Annotated in this window: 13 protein-coding genes and 1 pseudogene; 8 read left to right on the forward strand and 6 right to left on the reverse strand. The window is 34.5% G+C overall.

From position 1 onward, the window contains the following. The first annotated feature begins 82 nt into the window (after positions 1–82). The gene (locus tag CJF42_RS18870) at positions 83–847 is read left to right on the forward strand and encodes a class II glutamine amidotransferase (protein WP_095368168.1); all 765 of its coding nucleotides are present in this window, start codon (positions 83–85) and stop codon (positions 845–847) included. A gap of 218 nt (positions 848–1,065) precedes the next feature. Here the strand turns inward: CJF42_RS18870 and CJF42_RS18875 are convergent, their stop codons facing one another. From CJF42_RS18875 to purM, 3 genes are read right to left on the reverse strand one after another with little or no spacing between them, the layout of a single operon-like run. Then, entirely contained in the window at positions 1,066–1,845 is a 780-nt protein-coding gene (locus CJF42_RS18875; protein WP_095368169.1) for a DUF3108 domain-containing protein, read from the reverse strand. Beyond that, positions 1,793–2,437 (reverse strand): phosphoribosylglycinamide formyltransferase, encoded by a 645-nt coding sequence (purN, locus tag CJF42_RS18880; RefSeq protein WP_095368170.1) that lies wholly within the window; start codon positions 2,435–2,437, stop codon positions 1,793–1,795. Before purN ends, CJF42_RS18875 begins: the two co-directional genes overlap by 53 nt. After that, on the reverse strand, positions 2,437–3,498 hold the full coding sequence (gene purM, locus CJF42_RS18885; protein WP_095368171.1) for a phosphoribosylformylglycinamidine cyclo-ligase: 1,062 nt from the start codon (positions 3,496–3,498) through the stop codon (positions 2,437–2,439). Before purM ends, purN begins: the two co-directional genes overlap by 1 nt. 205 nt (positions 3,499–3,703) lie before the next feature. Here purM and CJF42_RS18890 point away from each other — a divergent pair, with 205 nt between their 5' ends. Then, positions 3,704–4,528, forward strand: coding sequence for a M90 family metallopeptidase (locus CJF42_RS18890; RefSeq protein ID WP_095368172.1), 825 nt, complete (start codon positions 3,704–3,706; stop codon positions 4,526–4,528). A gap of 17 nt (positions 4,529–4,545) precedes the next feature. Here CJF42_RS18890 and CJF42_RS18895 read toward each other — a convergent pair whose 3' ends face one another. Further along, positions 4,546–5,568, reverse strand: a complete 1,023-nt coding sequence (locus CJF42_RS18895; RefSeq protein ID WP_095368173.1) for a serine hydrolase domain-containing protein — start codon at positions 5,566–5,568, stop codon at positions 4,546–4,548. A gap of 100 nt (positions 5,569–5,668) precedes the next feature. Beyond that, positions 5,669–7,102, reverse strand: coding sequence for an alpha/beta hydrolase (locus CJF42_RS18900; protein ID WP_095368174.1), 1,434 nt, complete (start codon positions 7,100–7,102; stop codon positions 5,669–5,671). 133 nt (positions 7,103–7,235) lie between these two features. Between CJF42_RS18900 and CJF42_RS18905 the strand changes: the two genes are divergently transcribed. The 3 genes from CJF42_RS18905 to CJF42_RS18915 all read left to right on the forward strand — a co-directional run bounded on the left by CJF42_RS18905 (position 7,236) and on the right by CJF42_RS18915 (position 12,998). Continuing rightward, complete coding sequence (locus tag CJF42_RS18905; protein ID WP_095368175.1) at positions 7,236–8,930, forward strand: sensor histidine kinase; 1,695 nt, start codon at positions 7,236–7,238, stop codon at positions 8,928–8,930. After that, a complete protein-coding gene (locus tag CJF42_RS18910; RefSeq protein WP_095368176.1) occupies positions 8,930–9,628 on the forward strand; it encodes a LytR/AlgR family response regulator transcription factor in 699 nt (232 codons plus the stop codon). Before CJF42_RS18905 ends, CJF42_RS18910 begins: the two co-directional genes overlap by 1 nt. A 169-nt stretch (positions 9,629–9,797) precedes the next feature. Continuing rightward, complete coding sequence (locus CJF42_RS18915; protein WP_095368177.1) at positions 9,798–12,998, forward strand: amidohydrolase family protein; 3,201 nt, start codon at positions 9,798–9,800, stop codon at positions 12,996–12,998. A 365-nt stretch (positions 12,999–13,363) separates the two neighbouring features. Here CJF42_RS18915 and CJF42_RS18920 read toward each other — a convergent pair. After that, positions 13,364–13,591 (reverse strand): annotated as a pseudogene (locus tag CJF42_RS18920) (IS110 family transposase); the annotation flags it as partial. A gap of 541 nt (positions 13,592–14,132) precedes the next feature. On the opposite strand from CJF42_RS18920, the gene CJF42_RS18925 reads away from it, so the two are divergent. The 3 genes from CJF42_RS18925 to CJF42_RS18935 all read left to right on the forward strand — a co-directional run bounded on the left by CJF42_RS18925 (position 14,133) and on the right by CJF42_RS18935 (position 18,350). Beyond that, on the forward strand, positions 14,133–15,428 hold the full coding sequence (locus tag CJF42_RS18925; RefSeq protein ID WP_095368179.1) for an NAD(P)/FAD-dependent oxidoreductase: 1,296 nt from the start codon (positions 14,133–14,135) through the stop codon (positions 15,426–15,428). Positions 15,429–15,651: 223 nt separating this feature from the next. Further along, entirely contained in the window at positions 15,652–17,541 is a 1,890-nt protein-coding gene (locus CJF42_RS18930; RefSeq protein WP_095368180.1) for a methyl-accepting chemotaxis protein, read from the forward strand. Between the two features lie 167 nt (positions 17,542–17,708). Beyond that, positions 17,709–18,350: a LiaF domain-containing protein gene (locus tag CJF42_RS18935; RefSeq protein ID WP_095368181.1), complete on the forward strand. Its 642-nt coding sequence runs from the start codon at positions 17,709–17,711 to the stop codon at positions 18,348–18,350. Positions 18,351–18,379: the final 29 nt, after the last annotated feature.

Genomic DNA, 18,379 nt, shown 5'->3' on the forward strand with positions numbered 1-18,379 from the left:
TTGAGACCATAAGTGTGACCCTTGGTTGTTCTTTAAAGGTTATGTTTTTTCAACTAGCTGTTATTTAAGGGTTAATTATTTCATGTGTGAGCTTCTCGGTATGTCTGCAAATGTACCAACAGATATTTGTTTTAGTTTTTCTGGTTTATTAGAGCGTGGCGGTAACACTGGACCGCATAAAGATGGCTGGGGCATTACTTTTTATGAAGGTAAAGGGTGTCGTACCTTTAAAGATCCATTACCGAGTTGTGAGTCTGAAATTGCAAAGTTGGTAAAGCAATACCCAATTAAAAGCTGCTCTGTTATAAGTCATATTCGTCAAGGAAATCGAGGAGAAGTGTGTTTAGAAAATACACATCCATTTACTCGTGAACTTTGGGGTAAAGAAATCACTTATGCACATAATGGGCAGTTATCGGATTATGATGATTTGACACCTGAGTTTTATCAACCTGTAGGCGATACAGATAGTGAGCTTGCATATTGTTGGTTGTTAGATGAAATACGTAAAAAGTTTACTGAAAAACCATTAGACATGGCACCTGTATTTTTATATGCGGCAGAATTGGCACCACAACTGAAGTTTAAAGGTGTATTTAATATGCTATTAACAGATGGTGAGTATGTATTAGCCTATTGTACTAATAACTTGCATTGGATCACGCGTAGAGCACCGTTTGGTAAAGCGTCCTTAATAGATGCTGATGTGATCATTGATTTTCAAAAAGAAACAACTCCAAATGATGTTGTGACTGTGATAGCCACTAGACCTCTGACTGAAAATGAAGATTGGCAAAAAATAGAAGAGGGCGATTTTAAGTTATTTAAATTAGGTGAGTTAGTGTAAAAATATATTTGCTAAGCAACTTTATTGAGAGACACTATGTGGCGATTTTAAGAATGGGTTATATAAAATATTGGGTAACTTTAATATAATTTTTAAATGAACATGTTCAGAAAAATAACTCAGTCAAGAGAATAGACTCCCGGTTGAATAACCTAGCAGTCTATTTTCTTTAATTTCTTCCCTTGAAGTGGTTTTAAGAAATCTGCGTAGCAGGTTTCTTAGTTTAGAGACTTCAGCTGAATATCAAATTGTTCTACGCCTTTTTCACCTTTCCAAGTTCTTACCATCATATAATCTAAAGATGGCGCAAACCATACGCTAACTTGGCGTTTATCGTTATCATATAGACGTTTAATTTTTATCGTTTCAACATTACCAATAGGTAAGGTAATAGTCTCTTTACCAACAACTTGGAATTTATAGTGGCGAACGTGACCTTTTTTATCCACTAAAGGATAATCAAATTCAGTTTTACCTTGTTGAACATCACGGCGAAGTTGAACTTGGTATGAAATACCATCTTGTAGGGCATCATCCCAAATAAGCTTTAAAGGAAATTTTTTCTTATTGCTGAATACTTGTTTTTTCTCGCGATCAAAACTGATTTTATAATTTTTGTCTCGTCCAGTACCTGAGCGGATCATCTGATATTTAATAGGAGTGACATGGACATCAAAACAAGGAAAAGTTGATATCTCTGTACGTTTATCAGAGAAAATCATCCATTCAATATTGCTTTCGTAGCTGATTCGACAGTTTTTATTGTTTAATTTTTTGAAAATACGAGTGGCATGACCATAACGTTCACCTTTGCGAAGTACATCATATTTTGCTGTGTATTCTTTGATAGTTATTGTTGGGTTATCTTTACTAGTATTAGCAAAGCTAGGAGTGATAATTAAGGTACTTAAACTAAGTAAAGCACCTTTGAATTTAAAACTGTTTTTAAGCGTAATTTTCGCCGTGTGCAGGAAGTTTTTTATTATCAAAAACTGCATATTCTTCTTCCATTTTTAGTCGTTGTTCACTGAACCACTGAACCACTAACGGATAGATGATATGTTCTTTTTGATGAATTCGCTGCGCTAATTTGTCTGCTGTATCTTCAGGTAAGATATCTATCTTAGCTTGAAGTACAACTGGACCACCGTCTAATTCTTCTGTTACGAAGTGAACGCTAACGCCATGCTCTTTATCACTTGCATCTATTGCACGTTGGTGGGTATTCAGCCCTTGGTATTTAGGCAACAATGAAGGATGAATGTTCAACATTTTTCCTTTATATTTTTGCACTAATCTAGGAGTTAGAATACGCATAAAACCAGCTAATACAACTAGATCTGGTGTAAAATGGTCAATTTTTTCCATTAAGGCACAATCATAAGTTTCGCGAGACTCAAATTTCTTGTGATCTAATACCACAGTTTCAATTGAAGCTTTCTCTGCTCTTTCAAGGCCATACACATTTGGACGATTGCTGATCACAGCGACAATGTCGCCGTTGATCTGCTTTTTTTCACACGCATTAATGATAGCTTGTAAATTTGAACCGCTACCTGAAATTAATACTGCAATGCGCATTCGTTCCATTACTTAATACCACCTACGATATCTACTTGCTCTTCGCCTTGGGCAGCATCTTGGATTTCACCAATATGCCAAGCGTTTTCACCTTGCTCTTTTAAGATGTTTAAACTGTTTTCTAATTCGTTAGCTGGAACAACTAAAATCATGCCTACACCACAGTTAAATGTACGGTACATTTCGTGTGTAGTAATATTACCGTTCTCTTGTAACCAGTTGAAGATTGCAGGCCATTCCCAGCTATCACCTTTAACAACAGCTTTAGCTGACTCAGGTAATACACGGGGAATATTTTCCCAGAAACCACCACCAGTGATGTGAGAAAGCGCATGAACATCTACAGATTTTAATAATTCTAGAACAGGTTTAACGTAAATACGTGTCGGCTCAAGTAAATGTTCGCCTAACGTTTTACCTTCACCATTTTCAAGTACGGCTGAAGTATCTGCGCCAGAAATTTCAAGTACTTTGCGTACTAAAGAGTAACCGTTCGAATGTGGGCCGCTTGAACCTAATGCAATTAGTTGGTCACCGGACTTTACTTTAGTGCCGTCGATGATTTTTGCTTTTTCAACAATACCAACACAGAAACCTGCGATATCGTAATCTTCACCTTCGTACATACCTGGCATTTCAGCTGTTTCACCACCCGTTAAAGAACAACCAGATAGTTCACAGCCTGCGCCGATACCTGTTACAACATCAACAGCAGTATCTACGTCTAATTTACCCGTAGCATAATAATCTAAGAAAAATAAAGGCTCAGCACCTTGCACAATTAGATCGTTTACACACATAGCAACTAAATCAATACCAACACCTTGGTGTTGTTTTAAGTCGATTGCTAAACGTAATTTAGTACCCACACCATCTGTGCCAGCTACTAATACAGGTTCTTTATATCCAGTTGGAATTTGGCATAAAGCACCAAAACCACCAATACCGCCCATTACTTCAGGGCGTTTAGTTTTTTTTACAACGCCTTTAATACGTTCAACAAGTACGTTACCAGCATCGATATCAACGCCCGCGTCTTTGTAGCTAAGAGACTGTTTTTGTTCGCTCACAGAAATTCCTCAACATTTGTATGTGGTGGATGGTCTTTAAAGGCGCGCATTTTACCTTAATTGTTTCATGCTCGCTAGTATTTTTGCCGTTATCATTAGCTTAATTTCCACAAGGGTATAAGGACTTTTGTCCGGTGGTAAGGCTGGCTTGAAATCTGGATATTAAATACCCATAAATTATGTATGTGTTATCTAGGATTTAACAATGATAAATATATTTTTAATACTTGTATTAATTGCTGTTGTCATAACTTATTGGCAATGGAATAAAATAAAAATACATTTTTGGCAAAAAAAATATATTGGGTTAACTTTAACAAAGAGTCAAAAAAAGTTGCTATTAAAAGTCATGCCCATATATAAAAATATGACAAATCAAGACCGAGTTAAATTAGAACAACATATTTTATGGTTTTTAGACAATATTAGCTTTTTAGGTAGAGGTGACCTTAAGGTGAATCCAGGAATGCGTTTAGTTGTTGCAGCGAATGCGTGCTTATTAGTATTGAATAAACCTTGGCCAATATATAAAAATGTAAAACAGGTTTTACTTTACCCTAGTGCCTATTATGCAAAAGAAAATAAAAAGGATGGCGCTGGGCTTGTTAGTTTTCATAACGTTGTTCGCCAAGGAGAGTCTTGGCCTGGTGGTACTTTAGTGCTTTCTTGGCATGATGTTTTAGCTGGTAATAGATTACCTGAAGATGGCCATAACTTAGTGTTTCATGAATTCGCTCATCAGTTAGATCAACAGACTGGTTTTACAAGTGGAACACCTCAATTAAAAACACAAAAGTTATATAAACAATGGGCTCAGGTCTTCAATCGTGCATTTAATCAATTAAAAACCCACTTAGCTTATGGTATACCAAATGTGATCCATAGATATGGTGCTACCAATGAAGCTGAATTTTTTGCAGTATTAACTGAAACATTTATAGAAAAACCTGCGCAGCTACAGCACCAAGACCCAGAGTTGTATCAGTTGATGCTAGATTATTATGAATTTGATCCTAGGCAGTGGGTATAAATGCTCATTTATCTAAATTATATTTGCTCCGTTAAAATGTTAGATATACTTGTTTTTAGCTCATAAAGAGTTGTTTTTCGACCATCTGATGACATAAGTATGATAATTACTTCATTGTCGAAATTATTATATTTAATAGCGTGATGGCTAGGGTGACTGCCATCATGCATTAATTGAATTAATCTCTGCTTATCATCAGTAATAAATGTCCCAAAATCGAAATATGCACGGTGGGTATTTCCACTTAAACCTTGTTTAGTTATCATGCGTATTAAATGTTCTCTATCGATTAGTTTGTTTTCCCAAAGCGCTTTTTCCCATTCGTATAAATCGAATGCCGTGGTATAAATTGTTAGACCCGATATTGCAGTCGGATAATCACCAAAAGCCATCAATTTAGTATCAGAATTTACAGTCGTTTTATTGAAAGTATTAGTCATTTCTGCATGTTTGAAAAGCACATTCTTAGCATATATATGAAATGGTTCATTTATGATTTTCTCAATGATTAATGCACGTAAAACAACATTTAAATTAGTGTATAAATACCCTTCATCAGGTTTGAATTCAGGAGTTTTTATCGCTGTGAGTTGCTTCTGAATATCCGTTGTTGTGATATTAGAGTGCCACTTTACTTTAGGCATACCACTTGTGTGAGTAAGGATATTCTCGATTGATACGTTATTTGCCCAAGCAGGTAAATAGGGTAAATACTTTGATATTTTGTCTTCATATTTTAATTTTCCCTTTATTTTTAATTGCATCATTATTGTGGTTGTAAATTCTTTGGCAATTGATCCAGGGCTTAATCTATGCTCTATGGTGAGTGGCACTTTTTTATATTGGTCAGCAAATCCATATGATTTGTGAAATATAATCTCGTCATGTTTTGCAACTAATACTGTACCATTGAAATTATCCTCTTTATGAGCAGTTGTGATTAACTGTTCAATTTGACTTTTATATTGTGTTTTTTCAGCGTAAGTAAATTGTGTTATTAACAGTAATACAAGAAGAAATAGTTGAATAAGGAATTGCATTTTTGTCCTTTTTTGAAATAATGTTATGGCAGCATTTAAATTATCTATTTCACTGCCAATGATAAGTAATAGGTTTATTTTATACTAAAGCAGTGAGTATTTACTGAAATTTAATAGGGTCTAATGTAATTGTATGCGATTGCACTTTTTGACCATTAAAAAACTCTAATATACGCTCTGATATATCTGGATGAGCCATAAAGATATTATGGCCACCGCCTTCAACTGTGATCATATTTGCATTGCTAAAGTTGGCTGCTAGTTCAACTTGGCTTTGATATAAGGTTCTGCCATCTAAAGTACCTGAAACAAATAAAGTGGGAATATCAGAATGTAATGCTTGTCTAAAGTCATCTCCTAAATCGGTCACTGGCATCACGGCGTTAATATCTGGGAATGGGAAATTTGTTGTTCTGCCAACTAATGCTGTTTTAGCTTGCTGTTGTACTTGTGACCAGCGTTGCTTTGAAATACCTGAAGCGGCATCCATAGCTAAGCTCATAAGTGTATGTTCAGCTGACATGCCTCTCATGTAAGCGATATACGAAGCAATTTCTGCAAACTGATTGTTTTTCATATCTGTAATAATACGTGGTAATTGCATTAAATATTGTGGATCCGTTAAGAATATAAAGCTTAGAGCAAATTGCATATCAACTTTACCTATACCTACAACTAAGGATTTTTTAGTTCTAAAATCTTGAGTATTAACAATTTTCGGTGACTTTTCTAAGTGTTGTAATACATGTGCTAAATCTGCTATAAAGTGAGGATATTTATCTTTAGTTTTAGGGTTTGCTTTTAGCATTAAGGATATTTTTTCTATTAACGCTTGCACACGAGCTGGTTGTTTTATGGTGTGATCTAAGCCTTCTATCGATGCGAGTGCCATTTGATTTATTATTTCTGGATGATATTTGGCTGCGGCAAAGGCTAAATGTGAGCCATAACTGATCCCCCAAAGGTTTATTTTATCTGTATTGAGTGCTTTCGTTAAATCCACTAAATCAGCAGCGTTTTGTTTAGTATTATATCCGTCTAAATCTATATTTTGACTTTGCCATTGAACAACACATTTTTTTACATCAGATAGGGTTTTTTCAATTAGTTTTTTTTCATTAGAAGGTACTTTTAAATCAATTGCACTTGATTGACAGCTTTTTAAATCATTTGATAATCCTGTACCTCGCTGATCAAATAAAATGACATCGGAAGCTGCTCGCAGTTTCATAAATAATTCGAAACGAGATCGCTTTGCTGTGCCTGTAGCAGAACCTCCTGGGCCTCCGGATAAATATACGATAGGTTTACCGGGTGTTTTACTGGTTGTTGGGAACTTTACATAAGTTAAAGTGAGTTGTCGTGAATTTGGGTTGTTTCTATTTTCTGGCACAGTAAATGTGCCAATCTGTGCATCTACCTTTTGCTGTTTATAACCGATATATTCATAGGGCGATAATTTTTCGGAATTGGCACTAAGCTGGCTTGATACAATTAAAGTAATAGGTAATAAAGCGTGCAAAAGTGTTTTCATACGATAGACTCTGTTTGTTAATGTTGAGTCCAGTGTAATCGCCAAAAGTGTATTTTTAATTTAAATTTCACCAATGGCACTCGTGTTTCACCAATGGCATTTATCTTTATTTTAAACCAGTTACAATACAAAAATGAAAACATATATCTTATTAATCACTTTTGTATTATGGCTATTTAGTACAAAAGTCATAGGGCAAGAATCAAAATACTTTCAAGTGTTAGGTGAGGGCGCACGTGTTTCAAATGAGTTTTCAACACATTGTCATGATGTCAATTTTGATGATAGTCATTGGCCGAAATTAAATTTGGTTCAAATCAGTGAATATCAGTATTATTGTATTCGAATACCTGTAAATATTAATCAAAATAGAGTTCCTAGGTTTACAGTTTTAAGAGCTGTATTTTTAGGTTCTGCCAAATTCTTTTGGGATGGCAAATTTATCGCAAATAAAGGTGAGCCTGGGTTAGATTTAAATGTTGAGCGAGTAGGTCCAATAGAAATGTCAGTGCCTTTATCGCAAAGTGAGCTGTCTAAAGGGTTTCACTTACTGAGTATTGAACTGTCTACATACCATCATTTAGAAAATATGAATATTATTTTCTATGGCCTTTTTTTAAGTGCTAACACAACAAAAGATAGTATTAACTTCCAAAAAAAAATTATTCCTTTAATGCTCGCTGGAGCGATGTTTTTTTTAGCTGTATTTTTTGCTTTAGTCTATTTTTTATATGAAAAAAAATCTGCTTTTATTGTTTTTGGTTGTTTATGTTTGTTTTCTGGCACTTTAATCTGTCTAGAGTTAATTAAGTATTTTTGGAATTACCCTTGGGACTTTCATATTGTAAGGCTTAGGATAATTATTTTTAATGTTGTACTTACTGGGTTAGCTTTGATTACGTATTATTTATATTATTATCAAATTAAGAGAAAACTATTTTGGCTAACTAGCGCTTTGTTTTGTTTTATTACTTTAGCATTATTTGCACCTAGTTATGATATGAAAAGTTTATCAATTTTTGTTTTGGCTTTAGTTATATCCTTGTTAATTAATGTGCAGGCCTATAGAAAGAACCAATCAAGTTCATTAATTCATTTAAGCATATTAATTGCTGGTTTTATATTAATAATTATTTTACCTTTTTCATTTATTGATAAATGGTTTGCTGCTTTATTTTCGTTTATTGCTTTAGCAAATTTATATAGTTTGATGATTCAGTTTGGACAAGAACGATTAAAGGCAATGCAATCTTTAAGGTTAGAGGCGCAAATGTTAAGGAAAAATTTGCAGCCTCACTTTTTGATGAATAGCTTGACCTTAATTGTTGAATGGGTTGAAACAGAGCCAAAACTCGCTGTTAAATTTATTGACGCATTAGCTGATGAATTTCGCTTATTAAACAATATGTCGCAACAAAAATTTGTACTTTGGTCTGATGAAATGTCACTTTGCCAAAAACACTTTGAAATTATGAAATGTAGATATCAAAAACAAATACAGTTAACTTTTGATATAAAAGAAGGGTATTTTTTTATCCCCCCGGCCATAATTCATACCATTATAGAAAATGCTTTTTCTCATAATCGCATTAAAAATGGTGATTGTTTCCATATTAAAATAAATATTAAAGAAGGTGTATATTTTAAAATTACTACGCCTTTTAGAAATAAAAATCATCAGGGTTCAGGTATCGGGGAGGATTATATAAAAACCCGTTTAATGGAAAGTTTTGATAATAACTGGTCTTTTGAATCAACAGCGAAAAACGATACTTGGCAAACTGATATTCAATTTCCTCTAATCACTAATTTAAATGGAGTTGAATAATGCATATTGTCATTGTTGAAGATGAACCTATTATTGCGCAGCGTTTAAAAAGACAAATAGGGGAAATACTTGAAGCTGACAAACCAATCATTAAATGGTTTGATGATATTGAAGATGCCAATGAGTATTTAACGCAGCAGAGCATTGATTTATTGATGTTAGATTTAAACTTGCACGGTGAAAATGGTTTTGATTTATTAAAGGATATATCAGCGCAAAGTTTTCATACTATTATCGTATCAGCATATAGTGAGCAAGCAATCACCGCATTTGAATACGGCGTACTTGATTTTGTAGCTAAACCTTTTCAAAAAGAGCGATTAGAAGCTGCGTTAATACGCTTTACCGATAAAAGTAGTCATGCCAGTCATGAGCTAAAACAATTGGCAGTTAAAAAACATCATGGTTTATCTTTTATAAAGATAGCTGATATTAGTTTTATTAAAGCGGATGGCCATTATACGCAATTACATACAAATTCTGCTGACATTGCTTTACATGATAAAGCGATAGATAAGCTGGCTATGTTATTACCCAATCAATTCGTTCGTGTTCATCGCTCTTTTATTGTTGATATCAATAAAGTGGTAGAACTTAAAATAGGTTCTGGAGCAAGTTATCAATTATTAATGCAAGATAGTAATGAAGTCCCAGTGAGTCGAAGTCGTTATCAAGAAGTAAAATCCCTACTTTCTTAAATTTTTAAGCTCAAACTGTCTATACAAAATACATAAAATCCTGTCTCTGCTAATGGACTAATTTAACGTTAATTTTAGTGGATTCAACGATATTGATAGAAATTCTTTGTTATTGGTGTTCAAATCAAAATGAGAAAAATAAAACACTTATAAACAACGAGTTTTAAAAATGAAAAACACCATTAAAACAGCCGTTGCGCTGTCTATATCTTTGGCGTTAAGTAGCCAAGCATATGCAAGTAAAGATGAGAAAAAAACAGAGAAACCAAGCTGGAATGTTGATGCACCTCAAGGTGAATTCTTTGATGCAAAAATATCAGTAGATCAAGGTACTTGGATGAACGTCGATGTGAGTCCTGATGGTAAAACTATCGTATTTGATTTGTTAGGTGATATTTATTCTATGCCACTAAACGGCAAAGAAAATCAAAAAGCGACATTACTCACAACTGATATTGCATGGCAAATGCAGCCTAAATTTAGTCCAGACGGTAAACATATTGCGTTTACATCAGATCAGGGTGGTGGTGATAACATTTGGGTGATGGATCTTGATGGCAAAAATGCAAAAGCGGTAACAAATGAAACGTTCCGCTTATTAAACAGTCCTGCATGGAGCCCTGATGGTGATTTTATTGTTGCACGTAAGCACTTCACTGATACACGTTCATTAGGTGCGGGTGAAGTATGGATTTACCACAAAGCGGGTGGTAAAGGTATGCAATTAACTAAACGTCCTAATGATCAAAAAGATTTGGGTGAACCAGCGTTTTCTCCAGATGGTAAATATGTATATTTTTCACAGGACAGCACACCAGGTAAAACATTCCATTACTCAAAAGATTCAACTGCCGGCATTTACAAAATTAAACGTTATGATCGCAAAACAGGTGAAATAGAAACGATTATTTCAGGTATGGGTGGTGCAATTCGTCCTACACCGTCACCTGATGGTAAAACCCTTGCTTATATTAAACGCGATGATTTTCAAACGAGCCTTTATTTATACGATTTAGAGTCGGGTAAACATACAAAACTCTACGATAAATTGGAACGTGATATGCAGGAGACATGGGCGATACATGGTGTATATACTAATATAGCCTGGACACCAGATAGTGATGAGCTTGTTTTTTGGGCCGCAGGTAAAATTCACAAGCTAGATGTATCTGATAAATCAGTATCAGAAATTGCTTTTAAAGTTGAAACAAATAAAAAACTACAAAAAGCATTACGTTTTACACAAGATTTAGATAGCACTGAATTTGATGTAAAAATGCTACGTAACGTGCAAGTTTCGCCAGATGGTAAAACAGCATTATTTGAAGCTATGGGCCATATTTATAAGCGTGATTTAAAATCTGGTAAGGTAAAGCGTTTAACTAAGCAAACTTCTCATTTTGAGTTTTTTCCAACCTTTTCTCGTGATGGAAAAAAGATAGCGTATACAACATGGGATGATAATGACCAAGGCACAATTCGTGTTGTATCGGCTAGAAATGGTAAAGGTAAAACGGTTGTAAAAACACCTGGTAAATATGTAGAGCCAGTGTTTAGCCCAAATAGTAAAACTTTGGTATACCGTAAAGCGCGTGGGGGTTCTATATTAAACCCTGATTGGTCATTAAAACCGGGTATATACACTGTTTCAGCAAAAGGTGGAAAGTCAGAGTTCATTACTAAAATAGGCTCTCAACCACAGTTTGGTAAAGACGATAATAAAGTTTACCTATTAGATAGCTATCCAAAACCAAGCTTATTAATGGTTGAACTTGATTCTAAAAAACAACGCACACTTTATGAGTCAAAACTAGCGACTGAATTTAGAGTATCACCTGATGGCAAATATTTAGCGTTTGCAGAGCGCTTCAAAGTATTTGTAACACCATTAGTTGAAAATGGAAAAACAATTAATATCAGCCCAAAGGCAAAACAGTTCCCAATAGAACAATTATCAGAGCGTGCTGGAGAAAATATTAGCTGGAACGCCAATAGCGATAAATTGTACTGGTCGTTAGGTCCTGAGCTTTACCACAGTGATTTAGCAGGCATTTTTGATATTAAAAAACCAGAACATGACTTTAAAGTTAAAAGTGGTGAAAACATTGGCTTTAAACAAACTATGCACGCACCAGAGGGCATGATTGCTTTAACTGGTGCACGTATTATTACTATGAATGGTGATAAAGTGATAGAAAATGGTGTATTACTTATTGATGGTAAACATATTAAAGCAGTTGGTACTGCTGCTGAAGTCGCTATCCCTAAAGGTGCAAAAGTAGTTGATGTATCTGGTAAAACAATTATGCCAGGCATCGTAGATGCGCATGCACATGGCTCTCAAGCTTCAAATGAAATTGTGCCACAGCAAAACTGGAAAAACTTTGCAGGTCTGTCTCTTGGTGTAACAACAATTCACGATCCGTCAAATGATACTACTGAAATTTTTGCTGCCAGCGAAATGCAAAAAGCAGGCGTGATTGTAGGCCCTCGTATTTTCTCTACTGGAACTATTTTATACGGTGCGAACGGACCCGGTTATACATCACATGTGGATTCGTTAGATGATGCTAAATTTCATTTAGAGCGCTTACAAAAAGTAGGAGCCTTTAGTGTTAAGTCTTATAATCAACCACGTCGTGAACAACGCCAACAAATAATTCAAGCAGGTCGTGAGCTTGACATGATGGTTGTGCCTGAAGGTGGTTCATTATTGCAGCATAATCTGTCTATGGTTGCTGATGGACATACTGGAATAGAGCATTCAATTCCTGTTGCCAATATTTACAATGATATCAAACAAATGTGGGGTCAAAGCGATGTAGGTTATACACCAACACTTGTAGTGGGTTATGGTGGTATTTGGGGCGAAAATTATTGGTATGATAAAACAGATGTTTGGGATCACCCTCGATTATCTCAATTCGTACCAAAGAATCAGCTTCTACCGCGTTCTATGAGACGTCCAAAAGCACCTGAACATCATTATAATCACTTTAGTAATGCACGTGTCGCTGCAGAGCTTCAAGACGAAGGTGTAATCGTAAACTTAGGTGCTCATGGACAACGAGAAGGTTTAGCTGCTCACTGGGAAATGTGGATGTTTGATCAAGGCGGCATGACAGGTCTTGAAACGATACGTGCGGCAACACTCGATCCAGCGCGTTACTTAGGTTTAGATAATAATATTGGATCGTTAGAAGTCGGTAAATTAGCTGACTTAATGGTGATTGATGGCAATCCATTAGAAAATATCCGCGTAACGGATAAAGTTGACTACACGATGATCAATGGTCGTTTATTTGATGCTGCGACGATGCAGGAAGTTGGCAAGAAGAAAAGAGAGCCAATGTACTTCGAAAATAAATAGTTTGCGGTAAGTAAATATTGGTGGTTGTTTATCGACCACCTTTTAGGGGGGCAAAGCGCTTTATACTGCGTTATTGGTTTTGATAAGGGAACAACCTATGTGGACTTCTCCTTTGTCAACAATAAAAAACAATCTTTGAAGAATTAAACGCTTACTTATGTTCGAGCGCTATGTGAGTAGCTAACTCTGGCTCATTGATATTTTCGCGAACAGGTCACCAAATCTATTAAGCGAGCTCAAGGCTCTTGGTTATTCACTGGTTTTATCTGCTGATTTTTATCTTCAATTATGCGTTTTATTATTTTAATCTGTGCGGTAGCTTAAATGGCTAACTCTCTAAAACGCATAATCGCTTGCAGCTGTTACTGCACGATGGTTTTTCCTGCTATAAAATTAACATCGGGTAATAGTGCGCCTTGCACTACCGCCAAAGCATCATTTTTATTTGTTTTTTGATTTTGCCTTACAGAACGAACCATTTTAGGGCAAATTAACCGACCATCATGCCCTAATCTAATAGCTTGTTGCTGCCAAAAATTAGACGTACCACACGCTGCAAAAACTACCATGCATGGTGTTAAATTGGCTAAATAGTGATATTACAATAAAATAAAGCTGAATAAAGCCACTTATACCCAAGCTACTTGGAAATGCATGATTTCAGCGGGAGTTTAAATGGTCAAATACAAGACATTTATTGCAAGTAATGGTATTCCCTTATCAACATAAATAACGCGGTAGTTGACCATTTAAACCCCCCCGTAGGGAATTTATCAGGTAAGTAATCACTACGTTACATCAGTTTGAAAGGCAATAAGCATTCCTAACATGATGTGCCTTGTGCTAACTCACCTGATAAATTCTGAAACAAGCATTATCAAGTAGCTTGGGTATATTCAGCTTTATTTATACATTATCGTATTACTCTAAGTCTTTCATTATTTCTTACAAATTAATCACAATCTTATCTTCACTCTAGTTTCATATCACAGTAAAATATTTAATTAAAATTTACGCAATATTTAGTTTTAAAATTTACATATGGTGACTTTCTTAGCGTTATATTCTCGGTTGTTATTAAAGATCTGAATACTCTTGAGTGGTTAGCTCTTTAATAATATTAAGGAAGCAAGTATGCAAATCAATAAACCAAATATTGTGATTGTAGGTGGTGGTGCTGGTGGGCTTGAGTTGGCAACTAAACTGGGTCATAAATTAGGGAAAAAAAATAAAGCAAATATTGTATTAATAGATAAAAGTCGGACACATATTTGGAAACCACTGCTCCATGAAGTTGCAACGGGTTCATTAGATACCAGTATAGATGGGGTTGTTTATTCGGCTCATGCAGCTCAACATGGCTTTAATTTTCAGTTAGGTGAATTCTATGAGTTAGACAATGACAATAAGCTAATTACAATACGTTTAATGGATGATACAAGTAATTCATTATCTAATTGTACGGTAAAATACGATCATCTAGTTGTTGCAATTGGCAGTATTTCAAATGATTTTAATACGCCAGGCGTAAAGGAGCATTGCTATTTCTTAGATTCTCATAAACAGGCTGAGCGATTTCAACGGGCTTTATTAAACCACTTTACTCAGTTACACCAAAATACAGATTTAGATGAACTCAAAATTGCCATTGTAGGTGCTGGTGCGACAGGTGTAGAGCTATCCGCAGAGCTTTATCATGTAGCTGAATTACTACAAAGTTATGGCTTAAATAATATGACAGCTAAAAAATTGAAAATTTATTTAGTCGAAGCGGGGCCGAGTATCTTGCCTGCATTATCTAATAGAATTGCAAGTTCAGCTAAACGTGAGTTATTAAAATTAGGTGTAGAGATATTTGAAAATACCAGAGTAACCAGCGCTAACGAACAAGGTTTATTAACCAATGAAGGGGTATTAATTGAAGCTGATATACAATTATGGGCAGCAGGTGTCAAAGTAGCTGATTTTATAAAAGCGTTAGATTTTTTTGAGTTAACAAGATCTAATCAAATAGTTGTTAAAAGCAATTTACAGTCAACAGTTGATAAATCTATTTATGTATTAGGTGATGCTTGTGCTTTTAAACAAAGTGATGGCTCATTTGTGCCACCAAGAGCACAAGCTGCCCATCAAATGGCCTCATGTGTTGCTCAAAACATTATTAATGAAGTAAGTTATCAGCCTTTAGAGAATTTTATTTATAAAGACCATGGTTCATTAGTGAATCTATCTCGGTTCAGTACAGTAGGTAGTTTAATGGGTAACTTAACTAATAACTCAATGTTTATAGAAGGGAAAATTGCTAGATTTATGTATATGTCTTTGTATCGTATGCATCAAAGAGCCATTCATGGCAGTATAAAGACATTTGCTTTATGGCTAATTGAAAAGTTAATGAAGGTTGTTAAACCTAGAATGAAGCTTCATTAAATTTAGTTTAAATCTAATATTAATCAGGCAAGGTAATTTCGATTATTTTGTCTGATGTATTCACGTATTGCATAAAATCATTTACAGCCACGAATATCAATTTCATAACATCAGATTCAAATTATACATTAAATGGGTTAATCTAGTGTTAATTATGTTATTAAGATTAGAACTTCTACTTAAATAACAACAATAATAACTAGAAAGTTACTGTAGGGTTTTTATGTTTCATTCGTTAAAATTTACGACCAAAATTACCATCGCCGCTTCTTTAGTTTTAGTACTTGTATTAGGACTATTTACAATTAACAATTTTGTTTCCATGCGTTCTCAAACAGAGAAACAACTAGAGCTTGTTTTAAAAGAAATTTCTCAATCTGTTTCACAAAATATCGCAAATTGGTTAAATGGTAAACTCAATATAATAGTATCAATAGCTGATAGTTATCAAACAGGTGACTTAGAATCAGTCACTTTATTGCAAATAAAACAGGCCAATAAATCAGGAGATTTTAAAAATACTTATATTGGTAAATTAGATGGTGCATTTGTATTAAATGACCCTAGCATTGAATTACCAAGTGATTATGATGCAAGGCAACGTCCATGGTATCAATTAGCACAAAAACAAAATGCAACAGCTTTTACTGCACCCTATATTGATGTAACAACAAATGAACTTACCATATCTGCAGTATCTCCTATTTTAATTAACGGTCAGTTCTCAGGTGTTGCTGGTGGTGATATTGATATGGGCACAATTACTGAAATTGTAAATGGTATCGATTTTTTGGGATATGGCTATGCTTTTTTAGTGAATAAAGAGGCTAAAATTTTAAGTCATCCAGATAAAAAATATCACGATAAATCAATTACAGATATATTTGGTAAAAGTCTGGCGCTTAGAAGTGATTTTGTTGAACACGATATAAACGGTAAAGCTAACTTAGTGTCATTTATTAAGATAAAAGGAATTAAAAATGTCTCTTGGTATTTAGCTGTAGTGATCGACAAAGATATCGCATTTTCATCAGTAGATACTTTTAGAAATGTAGCTGCAATTTATATGGTATTAGGTGTTGTTACGATAGTACTTATGATGCAATTTTTATTGCGCTATTTAATGAAACCTATGAATCGTGTGTCAGATGCGATAAAAGATATTGCACAAGGTGAAGGGGATTTAACACGAAGATTAGTAGTTGAATCGGACGATGAATTTGGTGAGTTATCGCGTTATTTTAATGCATTTATTGAAAAAATACACAGCTCCATTACCCAAGTTAAAGATACTACAATCGCTTTAGAAAAAGCAGTAGAAAGCTTAGTAAATAGCACTGAATCAACGCTTGATATGTATAGTGATCAAACAAACTGTACTAACAGTGTTGCAAATGCGGTTAATGAATTAACTGCAAGTGCGATTGATATATCAGATAATGCAAAAAATGCGTCTAGTTTAGCTAATGCAGCCAATAGTGAATCTGAGCATAGTCAAAACAGCTTAGATGACAATATTAAAGAGATAGATCATTTATCGCAAAAAATGGTTTCAGCACAAAATTCAATTACCAATTTAAGCCAACATACCGCAAATATTGGGCAAATATTGGAAGTGATAAAAGGTGTGAGTGAACAAACTAATTTACTGGCCCTAAATGCCGCAATAGAAGCTGCTAGAGCGGGTGAGGCTGGTAGAGGATTTGCAGTTGTAGCTGATGAAGTAAGACAGCTAGCGCAAAGAACACAGGACTCAACTAAAGAAATTGAAATTACCATAGCCCAATTGCAAGAGGGATCTTCACAAGCTGTAACTGTCATCACACAAAGTCAAAAGGACTCAGAAAGTAGTGTGCAATCAGCCCGTTTAGCAGGTGAACAAATGGCAAAAATAACCAGTACAATTTTAGAAATTGATCAGGTTAATTTAAGTGTTGCCAATGCCACTTATGAACAAAATCAAGTAATAGGCTCTTTAGATAAAGAAATCAATAATATCAGCGAATTAAATTGTACAGGGCAATCAAACTTAAACAGTACTTTAGCAGAATGCACTTTACTTAAAAATGAGTTTTATGAACTGGAAAAAATGTTATTGAAATTTAAAGTTTAATATTTAATATTGTCACTTTTGCTTAATATTGGCGACATTAAACAAAATCTGGTTTTTTTTACAAAGATTTCTTTTTTAGTTGCTGAAATATAAGGTTTTTATTTTTGGCATATGATTTGCTTTATAAGAGTAGATTTATGATATTGTAAAAATTATAAGGATAAATAATGTCAGTAGCCATACAAGATAGACCGATTGAAAGTGTTCGAGAAGAAGTGATCGATCAGCTAATTATGAATTATAGCCATGGTGAAATATCGTTAGAAGCATTTGAATCACGATTAGATAAAGCAATGAATGGTACTGATACGCTGACTATCAGTGAATTAACAAAAGATTTAAACTTAAATGTAGATACCAAATATCAGGATAAGAAAAAAAGTGCGCTAGGGACTCATTATCAACAAGGAAAAACCAAAGAACTTGATAAATTAATGAATGTATTTAGTTCGAGTAAGCGTAAAGGGCAATGGAATGTGCCTAAAAAGATAACTCTAGTTAACATATTCGGCAGTGATGAACTTGATTTTACTCAAGCCAAGTTTACCCATCCAAATACCCAAATTGGAGTTTTATGTGTTTTTGGTAGTATTGATATTTCAGTACCAGAGGATGTGAATACACATTCAAATATAAATTGTATTTTGGGTAGTATTGAAAATGATTCTACGTCTGAGTTTAGTGATGATGCACCAACCATTTCAATTGAAGGTAAAGTGATATTTGGTAGTTTAGATATTAAAATAAAACAGCCAATAAAAGAAAAATGGCTTAGATTTGCAGGCAGTTTAAAAGCACTGTTTAATTAACATAGCTAAACTAATTATAGTTATTGACT

The organism is Pseudoalteromonas sp. NBT06-2, from assembly GCF_002276045.1.
Lineage (GTDB): Bacteria > Pseudomonadota > Gammaproteobacteria > Enterobacterales > Alteromonadaceae > Pseudoalteromonas.

Excerpts from the sequence above, each read along its gene's own strand:
- CJF42_RS18910 (WP_095368176.1), top strand. The coding sequence starts at position 8,930 with ATGCATATTGTCATTGTTGAAGATGAACCTATTATTGCGCAGCGTTTA.
- CJF42_RS18915 (WP_095368177.1), top strand. The coding sequence starts at position 9,798 with ATGAAAAACACCATTAAAACAGCCGTTGCGCTGTCTATATCTTTGGCG.
- purN (WP_095368170.1), bottom strand. The coding sequence starts at position 2,437 with ATGGAACGAATGCGCATTGCAGTATTAATTTCAGGTAGCGGTTCAAAT.
- CJF42_RS18890 (WP_095368172.1), top strand. The coding sequence starts at position 3,704 with ATGATAAATATATTTTTAATACTTGTATTAATTGCTGTTGTCATAACT.
- CJF42_RS18900 (WP_095368174.1), bottom strand. The coding sequence starts at position 7,102 with ATGAAAACACTTTTGCACGCTTTATTACCTATTACTTTAATTGTATCA.
- CJF42_RS18925 (WP_095368179.1), top strand. The coding sequence starts at position 14,133 with ATGCAAATCAATAAACCAAATATTGTGATTGTAGGTGGTGGTGCTGGT.
- CJF42_RS18895 (WP_095368173.1), bottom strand. The coding sequence starts at position 5,568 with ATGCAATTCCTTATTCAACTATTTCTTCTTGTATTACTGTTAATAACA.
- CJF42_RS18935 (WP_095368181.1), top strand. The coding sequence starts at position 17,709 with ATGTCAGTAGCCATACAAGATAGACCGATTGAAAGTGTTCGAGAAGAA.
- CJF42_RS18930 (WP_095368180.1), top strand. The coding sequence starts at position 15,652 with ATGTTTCATTCGTTAAAATTTACGACCAAAATTACCATCGCCGCTTCT.
- CJF42_RS18870 (WP_095368168.1), top strand. The coding sequence starts at position 83 with ATGTGTGAGCTTCTCGGTATGTCTGCAAATGTACCAACAGATATTTGT.
- CJF42_RS18905 (WP_095368175.1), top strand. The coding sequence starts at position 7,236 with ATGAAAACATATATCTTATTAATCACTTTTGTATTATGGCTATTTAGT.
- CJF42_RS18875 (WP_095368169.1), bottom strand. The coding sequence starts at position 1,845 with ATGCAGTTTTTGATAATAAAAAACTTCCTGCACACGGCGAAAATTACG.